This is a genomic window from Trinickia sp. (genome assembly GCF_051953405.1).
In the GTDB taxonomy this organism is placed as follows: domain Bacteria; phylum Pseudomonadota; class Gammaproteobacteria; order Burkholderiales; family Burkholderiaceae; genus Trinickia.
On sequence record NZ_JBQCIV010000044.1, the window covers coordinates 32,569 to 52,615 of the forward strand.

Genomic DNA, 20,047 nt, shown 5'->3' on the forward strand with positions numbered 1-20,047 from the left:
GACGCGGGGTGACGCGTTTATTACTAATTGACGAAAGCGGAACGGATGTTACGCATGATGTGCCGCTCGTCCGTCTCGCTTATTGATCCATGTCATGAAGCGAGGGGGAAGCGGCTCGCGACGGCAAACGCGATCTCATGACGGCACCCGCGCCCATGAAGGCGGAGGCGGGAAGCGGAAAGCGCGGATTGGAAGACACTAGATTCAGATCGTGGCGTTCAGGCAGTGGTTGGGAGTATCGCAGCTCTGGGGCGGCGGCGAAATCGGCGAGGGAGGAGATCGGTGTAGGGGCGACCAGGCACGGCGTCGGAATCGTCCGACAAAGGGGGGACGGCATACCGCCCGTGCAAACGGTCCGATAAGGAGTGACGCGATGCGTCGTTCCGCGGCGACCGGAACGACCGTGACCGCCTAGGCCGCCGGGTAATGCGCCTGTTTGAGGATACGTCCCCATTCATAGTCGCAACGATCGGGGGTGTACGGCATGGTGCCGCCGCCCGGCGTGAACGTCAGTTCGCCGAAATACACCTCGTCGTCCGGCGCGTAAAGATCGACGCGCACGTACCCGAGCCCCTCGGCCAACTGCATGGCGATGCGCGTGAGCGTGTCCCAGTTCGACGGCCGCGGCAAGGCGCATTCGCTGCGCCTGTAGCTGCCCCACGCCAATTCGAGCCGGTTCCAGTGGGCATCGTAGATGTCGGCGCGCGCGTCGCCAAACCGGTCCGCGATGATGCCTGTATAAATAATAGGCCCGTCCGGCCCGCGGCCGAATACGTGCATCTTGAGGTCGGCCGGAACCCGTCCTGTCTTGTCGAGCAGCAGCTTCTCGAAAAAAATGCGGGGTCGGATACCGCGATAGTGCCGCTCGCGTGCGACACGGGAGTAGTCGATACCGAGCCATTCCTCGGCGCGGCGTTGCAGCGCTTCGAAGCTCGTGCGCGATTTGTCCCTCACCACCTCGACGAAGCCGGAGCCGTGACTCGCTTTCATGACGAACGAGGAAGGGAGGAACTCGAAGATCTCCCGCGTGAATAGATCCGGCGCGGCGATGAGCGGGATGAGGTACTTTTCTCCGATACGATCCCGGACATACGTACGCACGCTCAGCTTGTCGGCCAAGTCCTTCCAGCGCGGGTCGGGATGCAGGCATCGCGCAAGGATCATCTCGTTGAACGTGGCCGGATCCTTGATCCGCGGGAATCGGCCGATTCTCCGGCGATGGGATAGCGCTAGATAAAGCGGGTCCGGAAGCAGCGCCGTTCCCCACCGGAGCACTTGTTTCGTGATGTGCGATGCAGAATTTCCCACAATGGCTCGCCCCGCCTACGTTCAGGCCTATGATCGGATGACTGAGTACAGCTTGGTCGTCGTTATCGTTATGCTGCCCGCGCGACTTGCCGAGCGATCTGGATGTATCGATCGGCCGTGTCCGCAAGCGTCAAACCATGCAGATTGCGCTGCGCCCTGCGCTGCTCCAGCGCCGTCGCGAGTGCGTTCGCATACGCCTGCGTATCGGTCGTGTCGATCAGTTGAACGCCGGGTAGGTTTCGCGCGAACGCGAAGGCGGCAATCGTGCTCGCGACGACCGGGATGCCCGAGGCCAGCGCTTCCAGGAACGCGATGCTGTGCGCCTCCGAGCGCGACGGCATGGCAAACACCGTTGATGCCGCGAGGATCGCCGGGATGTCGGAGCGTGGGCCTTGCACGTCCACCCGGTCGGCGATGCCGAGTTCGGCCGCGAGTGCGATGACGCCGGCATGGTATTCGGGGTCTTCGATCACGCCGTAGAGCACGAGACGCGCACTGGGCACACGTCCGAGCACTTCCTTGAATGCCCGGACCGTCTGCATTTGATCCTTGACCGAGGTATAGCGGCCGATTTGCACGATTTGAGGTGCGTCGCGCCGGCCGCGCTCGGGCCCGCCGCCGCCTGCAAATCTCGCGATGTCCACGCCGTTCGGAATGACGGTCATCAACGGATGCGATCCGACCGCCGTTCGGTAGTCCTCCACGTTCGCCGGCGATACGCCGATCACCGCGCTCGCGCGGCGCGACAAGGAACGCTCGACCCATCGGAACAGCCCGCGTGCGAAATCGTTCGTGGCGGAATGCATGACGTAGACGACGGGCACGCCGCTGGGCAGTGCGCGCGCATAGAACGCGGGGATCGTCGCGTGCGCGAAAATCACGTCCGGCTTGAAGTGCCGGATGGTTCGATGCAACCCCAATAGCTTGCCGATCAAGCCGTGCTTGCGGGCGGGAAAGCGGCAAGCCACGTCGCCGCGCTCGAGTTCGGCACGAAACGGAGCGAAGTCGGCTTGTTCGGGATACAACGCCGCGATGCACACCGAATGGCCCTGCGTCTTCTGCAGCAGGGCCAAATCCTTGACGAGCACTTCCGCGCCCGACAGGCGCGGTATCCAAACGAGGTGAAGCGCGCGCATCACTGGCTCCTGGTCAACCGGTAGAACATGAAGAGCGCCGCCGCGGACAAGCCGGCCGTCAGCGACCAGGCAACGCCTGTCGCTCCCCAGTGCCGCGTCGCGAGCGGAACGGTGACGAGCAGCACCGCAATTTGCACGATCGACGCATGCGTGGTCGTCTTCGGGCTGCCAATGGCGCGAAGATAGGCGACTAGCAGCGCGATCAGGGCGCCGATCGCCATGTTGACGACGAAGATATCGAACAGTGGAACGGCCCCGAGCCACGATTTGCCGAGGACAAGCGAAAAAAGTTGCGCGGCCGACGCGCGCGCGATCAAGACGATCGCGGCCAGCGCGCAGACAAGCAAGGCGAGGTAGCGCTTGAACAGACGCGCGGCCTTTTGCGGCTCCTGACGATGCTGAGCGGCGAACGTGGGAAACAGGAACTGCGACATGGCGATGGCCGCGTCGGCGAGCAGCATTTGCGCGAGCCGGGACGACATTTGGTACGCGCCGAACTGCGCCGGTCCGAGCAGCGATGCGACCACGACCTTATCGAACTGATTGAGCACCAGCGTGACGACGCTCGAGGCCCAAATCCAGCGACTGAACCGAACGTAGTGACCGATGCCGGACCAGGCGAGCCGCAGCGGAGGGCGCGGCTGCATCGTCATCCAAGTGAGCGTGGTCTTGAGCGTTTCCGCAGCGATCGTGCCGAGCAGCGCCGAATACACGCCCGCACCGCTCAGGGCGGTGCCGATCGCGATGGAGCAATCCGCGATCGAGGCCGACATTTCGATGGCCGCGATATGCTGAAAGCGCCGCTCGCGCTGCACGACGCAATAGGCCGGCGACATCGTTCCGCGAATCAGCGGCACGACGGCGGCAAGCAGCAGCAGGCCCAGCTCTCCGGCGCGCAAGTGAAACAGGCGGAACATCGTCGGCGCGAGCGAGGCCAGCAGCAAGGCGATGAACACCCCGCGCGTCGCGAGCGTGGTCAGAACCGAACCCAGCTGCGAACGGGTCGGCGCATCGCGATCTTGGATGATCGCCTGTGCGAGACCGGTGTCGGAAAGCGATTCCGCAATGGCCACGGCCAGCAGTGCCACGCTGACGCTGCCGATCGCCGCCGGTCCCAAAATGCGCCCGAGCGCGAGAAACTTCACAGCAACGAGCCCGCGCACGACGAGTTGCTGCAGCAGCACCCACGTTGGCGCGCTCGGATGCAGCCCCCCGCGCAAAGACAACGTCGGGAATCGAATCGACCTCGCCGTCCTGGTTTGCTCCATTGCGTTATCCCCGCCTCGTTCGATTACCGCAAGGCTTTGGGCGACGTGTAGCCGCCGTATTGCGCCCCATACCCGTAGCCGTAGCTGCTCCGGTCGGGCTGGAATGCGTTCAGCAGCGCACCCTTGACCGGAACGCCGGCGCGGCTGAGCCGCTTGATCGATTCCTGAATTTCGCCGACGTTGTTCAATTCGTGGCGTGCGACAAGAAACACGGCGCCGGCATGGGCGCCCACGACTTGCGCATCCGAGACGGCGAGCACGGGCGGCGTATCGATAAGCACGATGTCGTAGCGCTGAGAGAGCGTCTCGAGCTGCGCCCGCATCGTTTCGGAAAGCAGCACCTCGGACGGATCGTGCGGCAGTGCGCCGGTCGGGATGAAGTCGAAGCCGGTGCCGACACCGCGCCGCGTCACTTCGTCGATCGTCCTTGTCCCCGCGACGAGTTCCGTCAAACCGTCGCTGGCGGGCACGTTGAAATACTCGTTCAAGCGCCCTTTGTGCAGATCGCCGTCGATGAGCAATACCCGCTTGCCGCCCGCGGCGAGCACGGCCGCGAAATTGGTGGCGACGAACGATTTGCCGACACCGGGGGTGGGGCCCGTCAGCATGACGATGTTGTTGGGCGCATCGAGCAGGCTGAACTGGAGCGCCGTGCGCAAACTGCGCAGGCTCTCGATGGCCGGGTCGCGCGGCTGCCGGCTGGCGAGCAACGCCGTCGACGCACGCTGGTTCTTGGCCGAATGCGTGAGCATCTGCTGCGACTCGCTAAAGGGAATCGCCGCGAGCACGTCCAATCCCGTGTACCGCTCGATGTCCTGCGGATGCGAGACGCGATTGCGCAAAATCTTGCGCAAGAGCGCCCCGGCGACGCCGAGTGCGATGCCGAAGATGAACGACAGCCCAATGACGAGCAGCCGCTTCGGCCTGACCGGCTTTTCCGCGATGTTCGCGTCGTCCACCAGACGCACCGTGCCCAAATTGCCCGCTTGAACCACCTTCAATTGCTGGGCGGTATTGAGCAGACCGGTATAAAGATCGGTATCCACTTGCACGTCGCGCTTGAGCCCGACTTCCTGCCGCTCGAGATCGGGGAACTGCTTCATCTGCTCGGTGAGCGAACTCATGGCGTCGTTCAGCTCGCGAATCTGACTGTCGATTGCCACCACGCTCGGGTGCGAGGGCGCGAATCGCGACAGCAAATCCTCACGCTGAATCTTCAGCTCCAACAGCTTGGACTTCGCCGCGGTCGATTGCTGCAACAGCGCCGTACCTTCGCCCGTGAGGTCGACCGCCCCATGCTCGTCGCGAAAGCTCGTGTACTTTTGTTCCGCGTCTTGGAGCTGCGCTTTCAACTGAGGCAACTGCGCATTGAGGAACGCGAGCGAACGCCTCGCTTCCGCCGTCTTGCGATCGACGTTTTGCGCGAGGTATTCCTTGCCGATCGTATGCAGCAGCTTCGCGCACAGGATGCGGTCGGTGCATTCGAGCGACGCTTGGACGACGCCCGATTCCTTAGCGATTTCCGCGATCTGGAGCCGGTCTTGCAATTGCTGAATCGTCTTGAGCCGCGAATTGCGCGTGAGCGTGAAGCGGATGCCAGGCTTTGCATCGATCGACGAGACGTCGAGCGTCACGGGGCCTTCGGGCAGTTGGAAGGTTTGCGCCACGCCGATGCGGCCGTTGAACGAACGATCGCCGTCCGGTGAAATCAGCCGATACGCGCCGCCACCGAGGAACTGCAAATCGAACGCTTTTCCGTAGAGGGCTTCAGGCACGTCGAAGGTGCTCGTCTCGATGCGCTCATCGCCCCATGCGTATCCGCCGAGCCCGAACAGCCCCGGTTGAGAGAGCGATTTGTTCATTCTCGCGATGAACTGGCCGATGAGCGGGAAATAGTGCGGGCGAGCGCTGACGTCGAGCTGCAGCGCGTCGACTGCTTTCGACACGACGAGCCGCGACCGCAGAATCTCGATTTCGGTGGCGGCGCCGGTCTTGATATCGAACATGGACGAGACCTCGCCGAGCAGGCTCTTCGACTGCTCCGCCCCTTCCTCGACCTGGAACATCATGTCGGAGCGATAGACCGGCGTTGCCGTCAGCGCGTAGAGGGTCGCGAGCAACACGGCGCCGAACGTGCACTTGAAAATAAACGAACGCGCCTCCCAGAGAAAATCGATCTGCTTTCTGAGGTCGATTTCGTCTTGGACGGGCACACTCATCGGGATCGGTTCTAGCGGTTTCATTGCTTGTCCTCGGAGATGCTGGGTCCTCTCGGACCGTTGACCATTCACGCCGCCTTTCGCCCGGCCGCCGATCTCAAGGACCGGGCGTGCGCCGGAGGCAGGTACACCATCACTGACTACACAGCAGCGTCAGCGAATCGACGAAATTCGCCATGACGCGTTTGCGATCGAAATGCATGAGCGCGTATTGCCGCCCGCGCATGCCGCATTGATTCGCCCACGCCGGTTGATCGATCAACGACTCGATCGCCGCGGCGAACGCATCGGTATCGCCGGGCTCCACGGCCACGCCGCACTGCGACACCACGGCGCTCAGTTCGCTGCCTTGCTGCGCGGTCGTGACGACAGGCCGCGCGCTCGCCAACATGCCGGCGAGCTTCGACGGCATGACGAGATCGGTGACGTCGGCCCGCTGCGGCAGCAAATGCACGTCGGCGCAGGCAAGCAATTCGGCCAGCCGGTGTGCCGGCTGAAGCGGCAAGAACGTGACGTTGCTCAACCCCGCGCAAGACGCCTCGAACGCGCTGCGTCCCGATCCATCCCCGCAAAAGACGAAGCAGATATCGCTGCGCCGCGCGAGGATCCGTGCCGCCTCGGCCAGAATGTCCAGCCCTTGCTTTTGCCCCATGTTTCCGGAATACAGACACACCTTGCTGCCCGGCGCGAGCGCCAATTCTTCGCGATACCGATTGCCGCTGGCGCTGCCGCTCTCGTCGCCCACGGTGACCCAATTCGGCAGAAACACGAGCTTGCGGCTGTCGACGCCTTTGGTCTTTGCGAGATCCAGCATCCTTTTCGAAATCGACGAAACGATGTCGAAGCGGCGTATCAGCGCTTGCTCGATCCCGAGCGCGAGACGTTTGAGCCACGGCGCTCGCACGAGTCCCAGCACGAATGCGGCATCGACTTCGTAGTCCTGCACGTGCAACCAGCACTTCGCCCCGGTCAGCTTGGCCACCGTGAGCGCGGGCATCGCGCACATCAAGCTCGGCTCGACCACCCACACCACGTCCGGCCGCCAGGCCGTGAGCCGGGCCATCACGGGCAAGGCCGCCAGCATGAAGCTGGCGTAATGCACGAGACGTTTGATGCCGCCCGGTTTTTCCGGCACATAGAGCGGGCACCGGAAAATACTCACGCCCGGGCGGGGACGTTCGACAGAATATCGATTCGAAAAACCTTCAAAAATGCGCCAGCCGGGGTAATGCGGTTGAGCGGTGACGACCGCCACTTCGAACCCGTGATCGGCGAGCGATTCGACGAGTTCGCCCGAATATTTGCCGATGCCTGTCAGCTCGGGGGCGTAATTCAAGGTGCAGACGACGATGCGCGAACCCTTCGCGGCGCTTTGAGGGGCCGTGCCGTGTAGGGGTAGCCGCTCGCTCGCGCCGCCCTCGACGCCGGTGCCGATGTGTTCCCGATCCGAGATGTCGCGCACTTTGTGCTCTCCGATTCAAGCGATTCGCCTGGTTGCTCGACCGTCGCTGGCAACAGTCGTAGCAGGGTGATCGGCCGTTACGGGGCAACCCGGCCGAATGGGATTTTTTTTGATTTTTTCCGATCGCCGCGACCACTTCCTCGAATTCGCACGCGCGCGAAAGGCGAGCGGCACGTAACGACTTGCCGGGAATCGCCCGGGTCGGAAAACTCGGATACCGCGATCGAAAAAACCGAACGTAAAGCCTGCTAAGGCGGCGGGAGCGGCATGCTAGGCCTGTGCGATTTCCGACAAGAAACTGTCGTAGGCGCGCCGAATCCCATCCTCCAAGGAAATTCGCGAGCGCCATCCGAGTTCCCGCATGCGGTCCACGTTGAGCAGCTTGCGTGGCGTGCCGTCGGGCTTGCTCGCATCGAATACGATCTCGCCGTCGAATCCGACGATGCGCATGACCGTCTCGGCCAACTCGCGAATGGTCACATCCTCGCCGACGCCGATATTGAATAGGCCGTCCGCGACGTCGGATTCCATCAGAAACACGCACGCATCGGCCATATCGTCGACATACAGAAACTCCCGCCGCGGTGTGCCGGAGCCCCACACTTCGATCCGGGCGTCGCCCCGTAGCTTGGCGTCGTGCGTCTTGCGCAGCAGTGCGGGTAGCACGTGGCTCGTCTGCAGATCGTAGTTGTCGCGCGGCCCGTATAGATTGGTGGGCATGGCGCTCACGTAATGCGTTCCATACTGCCGGTTATACGACTCGCACAGCTTGATCCCTGCGATCTTGGCCATCGCATAGGGCTCGTTGGTTTTCTCGAGCGGGCCCGTCATCAGATAGGACTCGCGGATCGGCTGCGGGCAATCGCGCGGGTAAATGCACGAGGAGCCGAGGAACAGCAAACGCTCAACGCCGGCCGAGTAAGCCGCATGGACGACGTTCGCCTCGATCATCAAGTTCTCGTAGATGAACTGAGCCGGATAGCTGTTATTGGCGTGGATGCCCCCCACCTTCGCCGCGGCCAAGAACACATACGCGGGCCGCGTTTCGCCGAAGAAGCGCTGCACGGCATGCGGATCGAGCAGATCGAGCGACGCGCGATCGGCGGTCACGATATGGCGATAGCCGCGCTGTTGCAGGCATCGCACGATCGCGGAACCGACCATGCCGCGATGGCCCGCGACGTAGATCGGTTCGCTCTTGTCGATGGTACGGAGCATCGTTGTCCTCGCTGGGGCTTATTCGTTGAACTCGAAGGCCTTGTAGCCGTGCTCCTTGACCAGCTCGTCGCGCTCCGCGCTACGCAAGTCTTCGCGCACCATCTCGGCCACGAGATCGGCGAATCGCGTGCGCGGCGTCCAACCGAGCTTCGTGCGGGCCTTGGTGGCGTCGCCGAGCAACGTCTCGACTTCCGTCGGCCGGAAATAGCGCGGATCCACGGCGACCACCACGTTGCCGTGAGCGTCGTAGCCTTTCTCGTCGACGCCGCTGCCGCTCCATCGGATTTTCATGTCGAGTTCTTCTGCGGCGGCATTGACGAAGTCGCGCACGCTATATTGCCGGCCGGTAGCGATGACGAAATCCTCGGGCTGCGCCTGCTGCAGCATCATCCATTGCATTTCCACGTAATCGCGTGCGTGTCCCCAGTCGCGCTTCGCATCGAGATTGCCGAGGAACAGGCACTCTTGCACGCCCAGCTTGATGCGTGCGAGGGCTCGAGTGATCTTGCGCGTCACGAACGTCTCGCCGCGAATCGGCGACTCATGATTGAAGAGAATGCCGTTGCACGCGTACATGCCGTACGCTTCGCGATAATTTACGGTGATCCAGTATGCGTACAGCTTGGCCACCGCATACGGCGATCGGGGGTAAAAGGGCGTCGTTTCGGTTTGAGGAATCTGCTGGACCAGCCCGTACAGTTCCGAAGTAGACGCTTGGTAGAAACGCGTCTTCTTTTCGAGCCCGAGGATACGGATCGCTTCGAGAATCCGCAGCGTGCCGAGCGCGTCGGAATTGGCCGTATATTCGGGTTCCTCGAACGAGACGGCCACGTGGCTTTGCGCCGCCAGGTTATAGATTTCGTCCGGCTGCACGTGTTGGATGATGCGCGTAAGGCTCGACGAATCGGTGAGATCGCCATGATGCAATACGAACCGGCGCCACCTTTCGTGCGGGCCTTGATAAAGATGGTCGATGCGGCCCGTATTGAACAGGGATGTACGGCGCTTGATGCCGTGCACCACGTAGCCCTTGTCGAGCAGCAATTCGGCTAGGTAGGCGCCGTCTTGGCCGGTTACGCCCGTAATCAGTGCGACTTTCAATCGTGCCTCCAAATGAGGGGTCCGCCACGTCGTAGCAAGGCCGATCTCACTATGTCGGAGCGCCGGCTTTGCCTGCAATTTTGCTTGCGCAAAATATGCCGTGTTGCTTAATGCAACGCAACAATGCTTGTGAAAATGGCGGAAAACAGCTATCCGGCCGCACCAATCGCGTCACGCCAGCATGACTAAACTGCCAGCGATGCCGGTTTCGTAGGTGCTATTTATTTTGGTTAGCCGCGCGAAATCATAAAGATTAAGAAAAATACGCGGGCATGAAATGGCTGCCGCTGGCGCGGATTGCGGTGGCGCAGGGGCGGGCGATCGAAGCGAAGCTCACGCGACAATGGAAGTGCGAAGCGAACGCGCGAAGCGCAAATGCGAAGCGCCCGAGCGCGGGCGGTGTCGGGCGCGTCGCGCGTGGGGCTGGATGGGGCCTTACGCTTGCGTGGTTGCGGTGGGTTCGGGGCTTCTCGGCAGGCCGGCAAATCGTCCCAAGATGAATTTTCGTCCGGGATGCTCGACGAGTCGGAAGGTCGCCTGGGCGGCGATCACGAGCGCGATCAAAAAGAGCGCGAGTTCGGCGACAAACGCCAAACCGCTCGCCTCGCTTAGCCTGCGCTCGAAGATCAGCAATAGCGGCATATGCATCAGGTACAGCGAATACGATAGGCGTCCCAGCGCTTGAGGCGCGGCCGTTCGAAGCAACACCGAGACGGGCCCCGCGTCCGTGCTGAGCGCGACGATCAACAGCGCACTCAAGACGGGAACGCCAAATGCCGCGAGGCCATAACGCGTCGAGAGGCAGACGGCGTAGACGAGCGATAGCGCGAGCACGATCGACACGAGCGGGCGCGACAGCCGTGCGACGACAGCGGGACGCTTCGACAGATCGAACGCGAAGCACCCGGCGAAATAGCCGAATGTACATCGCACCATCGCGCCGGGCGAGGCGACATTGTCCAGGCAGGCTTTGCCATGGCCGCAATGGTGAACGAGGTCGATGGCAAGCACGAAGGCTCCCGCGACCAAGCTCAGTATCGCGAACGCGTAGGCGCGGCGGCGGCGACGCCCCTGGAGCAGCAAGCAGAGCAGGGCGAAGATTAGGTAGTTATAGAACTCGGTGCTGATGCTCCAACTGGCGAAGTTGTACACGATGACATGCGGCAGCCCGAGCCCGAACGTCATCGAAAGCGTGGCCATGAGATCCGCGACCGAAGGCAGCAGCCATCGCCCGCCGTCGGTTAGCGCCACGGCGTTGGCGATCAGAAAGTAGATCGCATACGAGGCGATGAGCAGCGGCATCAAGCGTGCGATCCGTGCGATCGCGAAATCGCGCACGTCCGACGTCGATTGCAAATGCCCGACGTAGTTCATCGACATCACGAAGCCGCTCAGCACGAAGAATAGGTCGACGGCGAGATATCCGGCCTTGAACAGGCTGAAGGCATGCAAGTGAGGAACGTGATAAAGCACGACAAGCAGTGCAGCCACGCCGCGCAGTCCTTCGAACGACCGATTCATGACCTTCGCTTTCATGTCGCTCCCAAGGAATTCGGCTCTTGCGGAGGATGCCAATTCGTGAGAGGTGGGGCAACGGGCACTGAAAAAATGGCCGATAAGTGCTATCGCCGCATGAGTACGGCGTCGATTGGGGCGTTCGGAAATCTGTCTAATCGGACGGGCTTGTCGTTATGCCATTTAACGCATCCTGTGTATGGGCGAATTCTTTTGGCGAGATTATTTTTGTCGAAATATTTTTGACAGCTACCCTTTGGTTCGCCGAACCGGGACGCCGACGGCTACGCGCCTTCGACAAGCCCCGCGATTGGCAATTCAGTCATGTTCATGCATTGGGCGATGGGCGCTGCGGTAGGCGTTATCGGCCAGATTTTCAGCGGCCGTTGCATAGCACAATGCTACGCGGCATATTCCCCCCGAAAGGCGACATCGTCTTCGAATCGAGCAAACCCGACGGCACGCCGCGCGAGTCTGCCGTGGGTCGCACGGATGCGTCTATTGAGTTGGCGATCCGGTATGTCGCTGGCCGATGGGATCCGGCGGACCTACGGCAGCTTGACTGTGCGCGCTGTGCTACTGCAACCCATGACAGGATGCCACGCGCATGCACAAGATCCTCAGTCCTATTGGGACGGAAATCGAAATCCCGGAAACGGCCGATCAAAATACGACGACGTTCGACTTGAGCGAACTCACCGCGGCGAAGCGCTATTACGACGAGAACGGGTACGTCGTCGTTCGCCGCACCGTGGATCCGGCCGTTTGCGATTCCATTCGTGCAGCGTTCGATCAGACGGTCAAGCGCTATCCGGGGTACATCTACCGGCAAGCGACGGCGAACCCCGAAAAGAACAAGATCAACGAGCACGGCTTCGTGATGAATCCGTTGCTGAACCTTCAGTCGCTCAGCGAAGCGCAGTTTGCGCCGCTCAAGACGCTGGCGGTGAAGGTGTTCGCGAGCGACGCGATCAAGTCCATCAATCGCGCCATCTTTTCGGAGCCGGGCAAGCTCGTGCAGAGCATGTATTTCGAAGGCAATTCGGAAACGTGGCCTCATCAAGATACGTACTATCTCGACAGCGAACGGATCGGCACGATGGTGGGGTGCTGGTACGCGCTCGAGGATATCGACGCGGGCGCGGGGCGATTCTTCGTCGTACCCCGTAGCCACCGAATCGACATGGTGAAGAACGGAAAGAATTTCGACGTGGCGTTCAATCACGGCCGCTACAAGGAACTCGTCAAGAAAATCCTTTCCGAAGAGCAGATCGAATTTCGGGCGCCGTTCCTGCAAAAAGGCGATGTGCTTTTCTGGAACGCGAAGACGATCCATGGCAGCTTGCGCACGACTCGGCCGCAATATTCGCGCAGTTCCTTGACGTCCCATTTCATTCCGGTGTCTCACCGGTTCTTGCAGTTCCAGTCGAAGATCAAGCCGCTGAACCTGCGCGAATTTCACGGGATGGCGTTCCATTGCCCGAAGGACATGGAGCTTTTGTCGAGCCGGCTCGTGCTAGGTGTCGAGACCACGTTCCCCAAGACGTTTCAGATGGCCAAGAAGCTGGCGATCAAGGCGCTGGTGAAATGACGCATCCGAACAGAACGATCGATTTGACGCTGGCCGGGAAGGGAAACTACGCGCATGCGCGCGGGGCACTCACGCGGCTGGCTTGGTTCATCATCGAGGCATGCGTGATCGACAATCGCCTCATGCCCGTTTCCGCGGTGCGGGTGGGGCTGCTTCGCATGTTCGGCGCGAAGATCGGCCGCAACTGCCGGTTTCTGCATGCGATCCGTGTGAAGGCGCCTTGGAATCTCGAGGTCGGTGACAACTCGTGGTTCGGCGAAAGCGTCTGGATCTACAACCAGGACCTGATTCGCATCGGCTCGAACGTGTGCATCTCGCAGGGCACCTTTCTGACCTGCGGCTCTCACGATGCCGGGACGAACATGGATCTCCAGGTCGCCCCGATCACGATCGAAGATGGCGCATGGATCACCTCGAAATGCGTCGTCCAGAAGGGCGTGACGATTGGCCGCTCGGCGCTCGTCACGCCGCTGTCGGTGGTGCACCGGTCGCTCGAGCCGGAGGGTGTCTACGGCGGCAATCCATGCCAGTTCATTCGTAAGCGATTCCGCTGATCGCGGAAGGCGCACTCGGGGCACGCTCGCGTGGCGCCGGGCGCGGCGAGGGCCGCAAAGCTATAATGGTGCCGTTATTTCCAGTGAAGTTGGTGCCAGCATGGCCCTCATGATTCCCGACGAGTGCATCGATTGGCAGTCCTAAGCAATCTTCGCGCGTACCGTCCATAGAGGCTTCTAGCTTTGCCAATTGCCAGAAATTATCCTCTTGCAACTCAACTGCAACTCAGAGGAGAAAATGGCAACTTTTAGCCAACGCACCGGCCGTTGGCAGTAAAAATAAATCGAAATGGATTTCCGGCGCAATATAAATCGTTTTAGAAAAAAGCGGAAGGCCAGGTTTGAGCTCGCTCAGTTGAAGCAGCAATGGTCTCAGCTTCTGTCGCCTGAAAATCCTCCTTCCTGCAAGCAAAGCTTTTCATAGTCCCCAAACAGCCCACGACAGCCGCCGATGTCTTACCTCGAATAGCGTGAGATGCCGTTTCTCAAATAGCGCGCAACGTAACACTTAGAAGTCGGACTAAGTGCCGGCGATGTGAGCACAATTTCTGAACCGCCAGCTGCCACTATCAGGCCCCGTTGGCCGCCTTCGCGAAGGCTTCGGCGAGTTTGTCGAAATGCTTGAGCGCGGCGGGCGTAAGTTCTATCTGCTTGCGGCGCGTGTCTTCCGTGTCGCTCAGTGTGAGCCAGCCCTTTTCACGCATGGACGTGACGCGGGCGTGGAGCGTCGCGGGCGAACCAAGCTGGCTTTGCGCCATCATGTCGCGAACGGAAAGCCGATCGTTTTTTTGCGTCGTGCGCGCAACGAATTCGAGAATTTTTTCTTCGAGCGGATCAAGCGCAGGCAGCGCGGGCAGTCCACGGAGCGCTTCTGTCAGTTGAAGGAATCGAAGGTAGATATCGGCAGGGCGGGTCATGGCGTATAGTCCTGACTTCGAGACGTCCGCGATGCACAAGAAGGTGACGCAATCACCAGAATCGCGACGATATCGGAATCACAATCATTTTACGCGAATGAGTAGCTTACGTTTACATTTCTGGTCGGTAACGGGCACGGTGATCGTCTACGTGCTGACGCTCGGCCTCGATGAACTCATCTTCCTGCATGGCGGATCTCCAACTTTCGTGGACTGGATCTACCTTCCAACTGGCATCCGCCTCTTGAGCACGCTCCTGTTGGGCGTGGACGGTGCTATCGGACTGCTGATAGCCGGGTTGATTGTCGATTTTTTCCACTACTTCCCGCATGACCCTGTTCGAGCCGTTGTCGGCGCCATTTTCAGCGCAGTCGGTCCTTACATCGTCTATCGTCTCGCGTTGGAGCGCTACGGCCTGAAAGCGTCGCTGACGAATCTCACGCCCAAGCGTCTTATCGTGCTGGCGTTTGCCGTCGCGCTGGCGAACTCGACACTGCACCACGTCTGGTTTGCGCTGACCGGGGATACAGGGAATTGGCTGCAAAGCTATTTCATGATGTTTGCAGGCGATCTGCTCGGTGCGTTGATCTTGCTGTATATCGTCAAGGGACTTCTGACTCTTCTGCCGAGACAGCCAGGCCGTTCGCGCATGACGGATGGCATGTTCAGAATTCGGTTGGCCCTAAACAGTGCCTACGATAACCGTCTAGCCTGACGATAGAGCGTTTACGCGGAAAGTTAACGGAGTGACTTCGATAGCCACTCCTTCCGTGCGACGAACTCCTTACTTGTGCAGCAACGTGATCATGTTGTAGTTGGTGGTGCCGGTAAAGGCCCCTAGTGTTGTTGGATCGCCGTAGGCCAGGAACATCAGATCCGTCTTGCCACTACCGAAATTGCCAAACCAAGGCTGTAGTGGGGTGCTGTTCGGATTAACACCAAGCTGCTGAGCGATAGTAGTTACGCTTGCACCATTGAAGACGTCCATGAATTGCATCTGTCCGTTCACGAATTGAAGGACCGGACGCCAGTTGCCCCACTGCGAGAGATTTACACCGCCCGTCAACAGCAGTTCGAGTTCGGTCTTTCCATCCCCGTTGATGTCAACAGCTTGCATGCGTGTAACGTCTGCGAGCACAACGCCTGAGGAATTCTGAATATTGACGTTGGGCACATTGGCAGAAGCAGTAATGTCAGTGAAGTTGCCCGCACCATCGTTATGGATGAGTTGAAGGTACGTTCCTGTTCCACCACCTTCCCAAATAACAGCGATATCGGGGTGACCAGTGCTTTCAAAATCGCCAACTACTATGCTTGACACACCAAGATGTAGGTTGCTGCCAGACGTATACGGAATGGTCGCGTAAGTGGCCGGAATCGGAATCGTCACGCGGCTAGACGTTTGATAAACGCCACCCACCAGCTTATAGATGAATACAGCGTTTTGATGTGTGAGGAATGTGCCGCCACTATATGTGCCAACGATCAAATACGGTGAGCCACTGCTGTCCAGGTTAGCCAATGCGGCAGTACCCTGCATGACATAATCGATGGACCCATTGAATTGGCTTGTCGGTGTATAGGCAACTTCCGGCGGCAACGATGCATTGTTTTCGATGAAGTTACCATTGCCATCATTATTGAAGAGTGCGGTGCCGAAGCCCACAACACTCGAGCCGCCCAAACGAGTGATAACGGCGGTTTGTCCACCAGGTACATTGGTGTTGTACATGGTGCTGACGTGGTTGAAGTTGAATTCGCCACCTGCGTCATCTTGGTTCAGTTGCGCGCTTGCGATGTTCACTAGCTTGCCGCTCTGATTGAGCAGCAGTTCGTTGTCATGTCCGGCGCAACCAGGGGTAGCTCCACAGTCAACAAGCTCCTGTCCTTGGTCAGCGAACATCAAGCTATCGACACCTGTTTTGTTGAAGTCACCTGCAAAGATCGCATCGACAAAGCCAGTAGTCGGCGCCGCGCCAGAGATCACGTTTTGCGTATTTTGTGTGAAATTGCCCTTGCAGTCGCTTGTGAAGATTTGCATCGGCAATGCTGGATTAACATCATAGTAGGTCGGCGTATTGACGAGTGCTGGGCAGCTATTCTCACCAAAATTGCCAACTTGCCATTGACGCATGCCTTGCAAGGCAAAAAGCGAGCCACTCGAAGCTCTTGCAGAAGGAGTCGGTGTGGGAAAGTTATTTGTAACGGTCGACCTGACTGGTTGCTGGTAGTTCACCAGCAGACCAGCGGGCGCAGACGCGGGAGTGGAGGGGGATGCACTGGTAGATGCAGTCGAAGTATTTCCGCCCCCACCTCCGCCGCAAGCAGAAATGAGGACCACTACGGATGTGATCGTCACTGCCTGCGCGAGGTGCTTACTTATTGACTTCATTTCCGCTTTCCTCTGTTGTAGATCCGCTCAGAACGACGTCGTCGAGACGGACGATTTCAAAACCGATATAAAAATCATAGCGATCTGGGCGAGAAAGGCCACTCTCGTTCGTTTGATAACGACCACTACGCAGCGAACTTTAGGGCAGCATGGAAAATTTTTTCTGGGCGGCGCGAGGTACGGCGAGACGGCAATGACGTGACAATCTGTTAGGTCGGCGTAAGGATCGGCGGGCGTGCGGCGCCGTCGATCGTGGCGGAGTGCGTCGAGCTTTGCGCACTGCACAATTCGCAACACCTGTGCAACTCAAATCGCAACTCAGTCGAAACTTGCGAACGCGACTTTCTGGAATTTTGCACGACCGTGCGGAAGGCTGAAAAGCTATAATGTATTGTTTTTTCTAGGAAAGTTGGTGCCAGCATGGCCCTCATGATTACCGACGAGTGCATCAATTGCGACGTGTGCGAGCCGGAGTGCCCGAACGACGCAATTTCGATGGGGCCGGAGATCTACGTGATCGATCCAGCCAAGTGCACGGAGTGCGTCGGCCATTTCGACGAACCCCAATGCCGGCAGGTGTGCCCCGTCGAGTGCATTCCCACCGATCCGCAACACGCGGAAACGCCCGACGCGCTGCTCGCCAAATACCACGTGTTGCAGGCCGCGAAGGCGCCGACGGACAAAGACAAAGCCTAACTGAAGACGCATCGCCGCGCGCCGGCCAGGGCCGGCTCGCGGCGGCGTGCGCTCGTCGCTTGGGGCCCGACCGTTCTGGTAGGCGATACCGTCTAACCGGTCAGCTATCGCCCGTTCAGCCGCCGCTATGCAACTGCATCATCGCGCGCTCGGGCGCCCCTTTGACGACATGCGGCATGACGACGAGCGCGCGCTCGATCGCCGCATCGATCACGTTTTGTTCTTCCTTGCGCGGCGGCTTCAGGACGAAGTTCGCGACATCGGGTTTCGCCCCCGCGCGGGCACTTTCAGGAATCAAATCGCGCGGATGGCCGATGCCGATCCGCAGCCGCCAATATTGCTGCGAGGACAGGTGTGCCGAGATGTCCTTCAGCCCGTTATGCCCGCCGCTGCCGCCGCCGAGCTTGAGCTTGACGGCGCCGGGGGGCAGATCGAGTTCGTCGTGCGCGACGAGGATCTCGTCGGGCAAGATCTTGAAGAAGTGAGCCACGGCCACGACAGACTGTCCCGAGCGGTTCATATACGTTTGCGGCTCGAGCAGATGCACTTCCTCGCCATGCAGACGCGCCTTCGCATAGAAGCCGTGAAAGCGCCGCTCGTCGCGCAAGGTGGTGCCCGCGTCGCGCGCGAGCTGATCGACGAACCAAAAGCCGGCGTTGTGCCGTGTGGCGGTGTATTCCGCGCCCGGGTTACCGAGCCCGACGATGAGCTTGATCATGCTGGGATGCCGGCGAACCGGTCCGAGAACGAGTGAGGGAATCGAGCGAAAAAAAACCCGCCGGGCAAGCCGCGGCGGGTCACATCGTCCGTTTCGATGAAACGGATCGAGAGGATAGGCGCGAGAAACGCCTTAGGCGGCGGGCGTTTCGCCTTCCGCTGCGGCTTCAGCCGCGGCACCGGCCGGCACGGCCGCTGCTGCGACAACCGGGTTTTCGCTTTCGATGTGCGCCACGAGCGACACGCCCTTCGGCAGCGCGATGTCCTTCGCATGCAACGATTGGCCAGCTTCGATCTTCGCGAGGTCGAGTTCGACGAATTCGGGCAGGTCGGCCGGCAAGCATTCGATTTCGACTTCCGTGACGACGTGCGAGATGATCGCGCCGCCGGTCTTCACGGCCGGGTTCGTTTCTTGGTTCATGAAGTGCACGGGCACCTTCGTGTGCAGCTTCTTGTTCGGGTCGACGCGTTGGAAGTCGACATGCAGCACGAGCTGACGGAACGGGTGGTATTGCACGTCACGCAGCAGAACGCGTTGCGACTGGCCGGCCACTTCGAGATCGAGGATCGACGAGTGGAAGGCTTCCTTCTTCAGGGCGTGCCACAGGGCGTTGTGATCGAGTTCGATCAGTTGGGGTTGTGCGGCTGCGCCATAGATAATCCCCGGCGTCTTGCCGGAGTTACGCAGGCGGCGGCTCGCACCCGTACCTTGCAGGTTACGCTCGAAGGCGACGACTTTCATGTTCTATCTCCAATAGCTGCCCGCGACCAGGCAGTGAAATGGAGCCTTCGTACACAGCGGCCGAATGCCGCCGGCTAGCTAGGGCTCCAGACGAAAACGGCGCGTTTCGATGACCGAACCGCGCCCTATTGCCGAAGCCGCCCCTTCTTACGATGCGGCGCCTTCGGCGCAATCTCGATGCTTGGCTTCAGCTCTCGGCAAACAGCGACATCACCGAATCGCCGCGGCGGATACGCGAGAACGTTTCGGCCAGCAAGCCCGCGCACGACAGCGAGCGGATCTTCGCGCAGGCACGCGCTTCGTCGCTCAGCGGGATCGTATCGGTGACGACGAGTTCGTCGAGCGACGAGTTCGCAATGCGCTCGCCGGCACCGCCCGACAGCACCGGGTGCGTTGCATAAGCCACGACTTGCTTGGCGCCGCGCTCCTTGAGCACTTGCGCTGCCTTGCACAGCGTGCCGGCGGTATCGACCATGTCGTCCATGATCACGCAGGTGCGCCCTTCGACTTCGCCGATGATGTTCATCACTTCGGCGACGTTGGCCTTGGGGCGGCGCTTGTCGATGATGGCCAGATCGCAGTTCAGTTGCTTCGCGAGCGCACGGGCGCGCACCACGCCGCCGACGTCCGGCGACACAACCAGCAGATTCTCGTAGCTCTGCTTGCGCAGATCGCCGAGCAGCACGGGCGTGGCGTAGATGTTGTCGACGGGGATATCGAAGAAGCCTTGAATCTGGTCGGCGTGCAGATCCATCGTGATGATCCGCTCGACGCCGGCGATTTCCAGCATGTTGGCGATGACCTTGGCCGAGATCGCGACGCGCGCCGAACGCGGGCGACGATCTTGGCGGGCATAGCCGAAATAGGGGATGGCTGCGGTGATCCGGCCGGCAGACGCGCGCTTGAGCGCATCGACCATGATCATCAGTTCCATCAGGTTGTCGTTCGTCGGCGCGCAAGTCGATTGAAGGACGAAGACGTCCTTGCCGCGCACGTTTTCCTGGATCTCGACCTGGATCTCGCCGTCGGAGAAACGGCTGACCATTGCTTTGCCGAGGGGAATGCCGAGAATTTTGACGACTTCCTGAGCAAGCGCCGGATTAGCGTTGCCAGTAAAAACCATCAGGCCGTCATGGCTGCTCATCATGCACCTGCTGCTGGAGGCGGGAACTGCGGGAATGTTTGGCAGGGGAGGAAGGACTCGAACCCTC

Annotated in this window: 17 protein-coding genes; 4 read left to right on the forward strand and 13 right to left on the reverse strand. The window is 60.3% G+C overall.

Annotation, left to right across the window (positions count from 1 at the left end):
* Positions 1–411: 411 nt before the first annotated feature.
* The 8 genes from ACTHN9_RS07055 to ACTHN9_RS07090 form a co-directional block, all read right to left on the reverse strand.
* A complete protein-coding gene (locus ACTHN9_RS07055) occupies positions 412–1,308 on the reverse strand; it encodes an ATP-grasp fold amidoligase family protein (protein WP_440536043.1) in 897 nt (298 codons plus the stop codon).
* A gap of 68 nt (positions 1,309–1,376) precedes the next feature.
* On the reverse strand, positions 1,377–2,444 hold the full coding sequence (locus tag ACTHN9_RS07060) for a glycosyltransferase family 4 protein (protein ID WP_440536044.1): 1,068 nt from the start codon (positions 2,442–2,444) through the stop codon (positions 1,377–1,379).
* Entirely contained in the window at positions 2,444–3,712 is a 1,269-nt protein-coding gene (locus tag ACTHN9_RS07065) for an oligosaccharide flippase family protein (RefSeq protein WP_440536045.1), read from the reverse strand. Before ACTHN9_RS07065 ends, ACTHN9_RS07060 begins: the two co-directional genes overlap by 1 nt.
* 23 nt (positions 3,713–3,735) lie before the next feature.
* Positions 3,736–5,955 (reverse strand): polysaccharide biosynthesis tyrosine autokinase, encoded by a 2,220-nt coding sequence (locus ACTHN9_RS07070; RefSeq protein ID WP_440536046.1) that lies wholly within the window; start codon positions 5,953–5,955, stop codon positions 3,736–3,738.
* 109 nt (positions 5,956–6,064) lie between these two features.
* Positions 6,065–7,393, reverse strand: a complete 1,329-nt coding sequence (locus tag ACTHN9_RS07075) for a glycosyltransferase WbuB (protein WP_440536047.1) — start codon at positions 7,391–7,393, stop codon at positions 6,065–6,067.
* A gap of 270 nt (positions 7,394–7,663) precedes the next feature.
* Positions 7,664–8,611: a GDP-L-fucose synthase gene (gene fcl, locus ACTHN9_RS07080; RefSeq protein ID WP_440536048.1), complete on the reverse strand. Its 948-nt coding sequence runs from the start codon at positions 8,609–8,611 to the stop codon at positions 7,664–7,666.
* A gap of 18 nt (positions 8,612–8,629) precedes the next feature.
* Positions 8,630–9,712 carry a GDP-mannose 4,6-dehydratase gene (gene gmd / locus ACTHN9_RS07085; RefSeq protein ID WP_440536049.1) on the reverse strand — a complete coding sequence of 361 codons (1,083 nt, stop codon included), beginning with the start codon at positions 9,710–9,712 and terminating at the stop codon, positions 8,630–8,632.
* 435 nt (positions 9,713–10,147) lie between these two features.
* Entirely contained in the window at positions 10,148–11,248 is a 1,101-nt protein-coding gene (locus ACTHN9_RS07090; RefSeq protein ID WP_440536050.1) for an acyltransferase family protein, read from the reverse strand.
* 586 nt (positions 11,249–11,834) lie between these two features.
* Between ACTHN9_RS07090 and ACTHN9_RS07095 the strand changes: the two genes are divergently transcribed.
* Positions 11,835–12,818: a phytanoyl-CoA dioxygenase family protein gene (locus tag ACTHN9_RS07095; RefSeq protein ID WP_440536051.1), complete on the forward strand. Its 984-nt coding sequence runs from the start codon at positions 11,835–11,837 to the stop codon at positions 12,816–12,818.
* Positions 12,815–13,372, forward strand: coding sequence for a putative colanic acid biosynthesis acetyltransferase (locus tag ACTHN9_RS07100; protein ID WP_440536052.1), 558 nt, complete (start codon positions 12,815–12,817; stop codon positions 13,370–13,372). The genes ACTHN9_RS07095 and ACTHN9_RS07100 overlap by 4 nt, the downstream gene beginning before the upstream one ends.
* A 569-nt stretch (positions 13,373–13,941) precedes the next feature.
* On the opposite strand, the gene ACTHN9_RS07105 is transcribed toward ACTHN9_RS07100, so the two are convergent.
* Positions 13,942–14,289, reverse strand: a complete 348-nt coding sequence (locus ACTHN9_RS07105; RefSeq protein WP_440536053.1) for a winged helix-turn-helix domain-containing protein — start codon at positions 14,287–14,289, stop codon at positions 13,942–13,944.
* Between the two features lie 97 nt (positions 14,290–14,386).
* On the opposite strand from ACTHN9_RS07105, the gene ACTHN9_RS07110 reads away from it, so the two are divergent.
* Positions 14,387–15,004 (forward strand): hypothetical protein, encoded by a 618-nt coding sequence (locus ACTHN9_RS07110; protein WP_440536054.1) that lies wholly within the window; start codon positions 14,387–14,389, stop codon positions 15,002–15,004.
* A 69-nt stretch (positions 15,005–15,073) separates the two neighbouring features.
* On the opposite strand, the gene ACTHN9_RS07115 is transcribed toward ACTHN9_RS07110, so the two are convergent.
* Positions 15,074–16,525 carry an FG-GAP repeat domain-containing protein gene (locus tag ACTHN9_RS07115; protein ID WP_440536055.1) on the reverse strand — a complete coding sequence of 484 codons (1,452 nt, stop codon included), beginning with the start codon at positions 16,523–16,525 and terminating at the stop codon, positions 15,074–15,076.
* Positions 16,526–17,101: 576 nt separating this feature from the next.
* Here ACTHN9_RS07115 and ACTHN9_RS07120 point away from each other — a divergent pair.
* Complete coding sequence (locus ACTHN9_RS07120; RefSeq protein ID WP_440536056.1) at positions 17,102–17,377, forward strand: YfhL family 4Fe-4S dicluster ferredoxin; 276 nt, start codon at positions 17,102–17,104, stop codon at positions 17,375–17,377.
* A 115-nt stretch (positions 17,378–17,492) separates the two neighbouring features.
* Here the strand turns inward: ACTHN9_RS07120 and pth are convergent, their stop codons facing one another.
* From pth to ACTHN9_RS07135, 3 genes are all read right to left on the reverse strand, one after another.
* Entirely contained in the window at positions 17,493–18,095 is a 603-nt protein-coding gene (pth, locus tag ACTHN9_RS07125; protein ID WP_440536057.1) for an aminoacyl-tRNA hydrolase, read from the reverse strand.
* Between the two features lie 132 nt (positions 18,096–18,227).
* Positions 18,228–18,836: a 50S ribosomal protein L25/general stress protein Ctc gene (locus ACTHN9_RS07130; RefSeq protein ID WP_440536058.1), complete on the reverse strand. Its 609-nt coding sequence runs from the start codon at positions 18,834–18,836 to the stop codon at positions 18,228–18,230.
* Positions 18,837–19,023: 187 nt separating this feature from the next.
* Positions 19,024–19,980 carry a ribose-phosphate pyrophosphokinase gene (locus tag ACTHN9_RS07135; RefSeq protein WP_440536060.1) on the reverse strand — a complete coding sequence of 319 codons (957 nt, stop codon included), beginning with the start codon at positions 19,978–19,980 and terminating at the stop codon, positions 19,024–19,026.
* Positions 19,981–20,047: the final 67 nt, after the last annotated feature.

Bases quoted from the DNA above. Each gene is read 5' to 3' on its own strand.
- ACTHN9_RS07060 (WP_440536044.1), bottom strand. From the start codon at position 2,444: ATGCGCGCGCTTCACCTCGTTTGGATACCGCGCCTGTCGGGCGCGGAA.
- ACTHN9_RS07065 (WP_440536045.1), bottom strand. From the start codon at position 3,712: ATGGAGCAAACCAGGACGGCGAGGTCGATTCGATTCCCGACGTTGTCT.
- ACTHN9_RS07070 (WP_440536046.1), bottom strand. From the start codon at position 5,955: ATGAAACCGCTAGAACCGATCCCGATGAGTGTGCCCGTCCAAGACGAA.
- fcl (WP_440536048.1), bottom strand. From the start codon at position 8,611: ATGCTCCGTACCATCGACAAGAGCGAACCGATCTACGTCGCGGGCCAT.
- ACTHN9_RS07090 (WP_440536050.1), bottom strand. From the start codon at position 11,248: ATGAAAGCGAAGGTCATGAATCGGTCGTTCGAAGGACTGCGCGGCGTG.
- ACTHN9_RS07095 (WP_440536051.1), top strand. From the start codon at position 11,835: ATGCACAAGATCCTCAGTCCTATTGGGACGGAAATCGAAATCCCGGAA.
- ACTHN9_RS07100 (WP_440536052.1), top strand. From the start codon at position 12,815: ATGACGCATCCGAACAGAACGATCGATTTGACGCTGGCCGGGAAGGGA.
- ACTHN9_RS07105 (WP_440536053.1), bottom strand. From the start codon at position 14,289: ATGACCCGCCCTGCCGATATCTACCTTCGATTCCTTCAACTGACAGAA.
- ACTHN9_RS07110 (WP_440536054.1), top strand. From the start codon at position 14,387: ATGAGTAGCTTACGTTTACATTTCTGGTCGGTAACGGGCACGGTGATC.
- ACTHN9_RS07120 (WP_440536056.1), top strand. From the start codon at position 17,102: ATGGCCCTCATGATTACCGACGAGTGCATCAATTGCGACGTGTGCGAG.
- pth (WP_440536057.1), bottom strand. From the start codon at position 18,095: ATGATCAAGCTCATCGTCGGGCTCGGTAACCCGGGCGCGGAATACACC.
- ACTHN9_RS07130 (WP_440536058.1), bottom strand. From the start codon at position 18,836: ATGAAAGTCGTCGCCTTCGAGCGTAACCTGCAAGGTACGGGTGCGAGC.
- ACTHN9_RS07135 (WP_440536060.1), bottom strand. From the start codon at position 19,980: ATGAGCAGCCATGACGGCCTGATGGTTTTTACTGGCAACGCTAATCCG.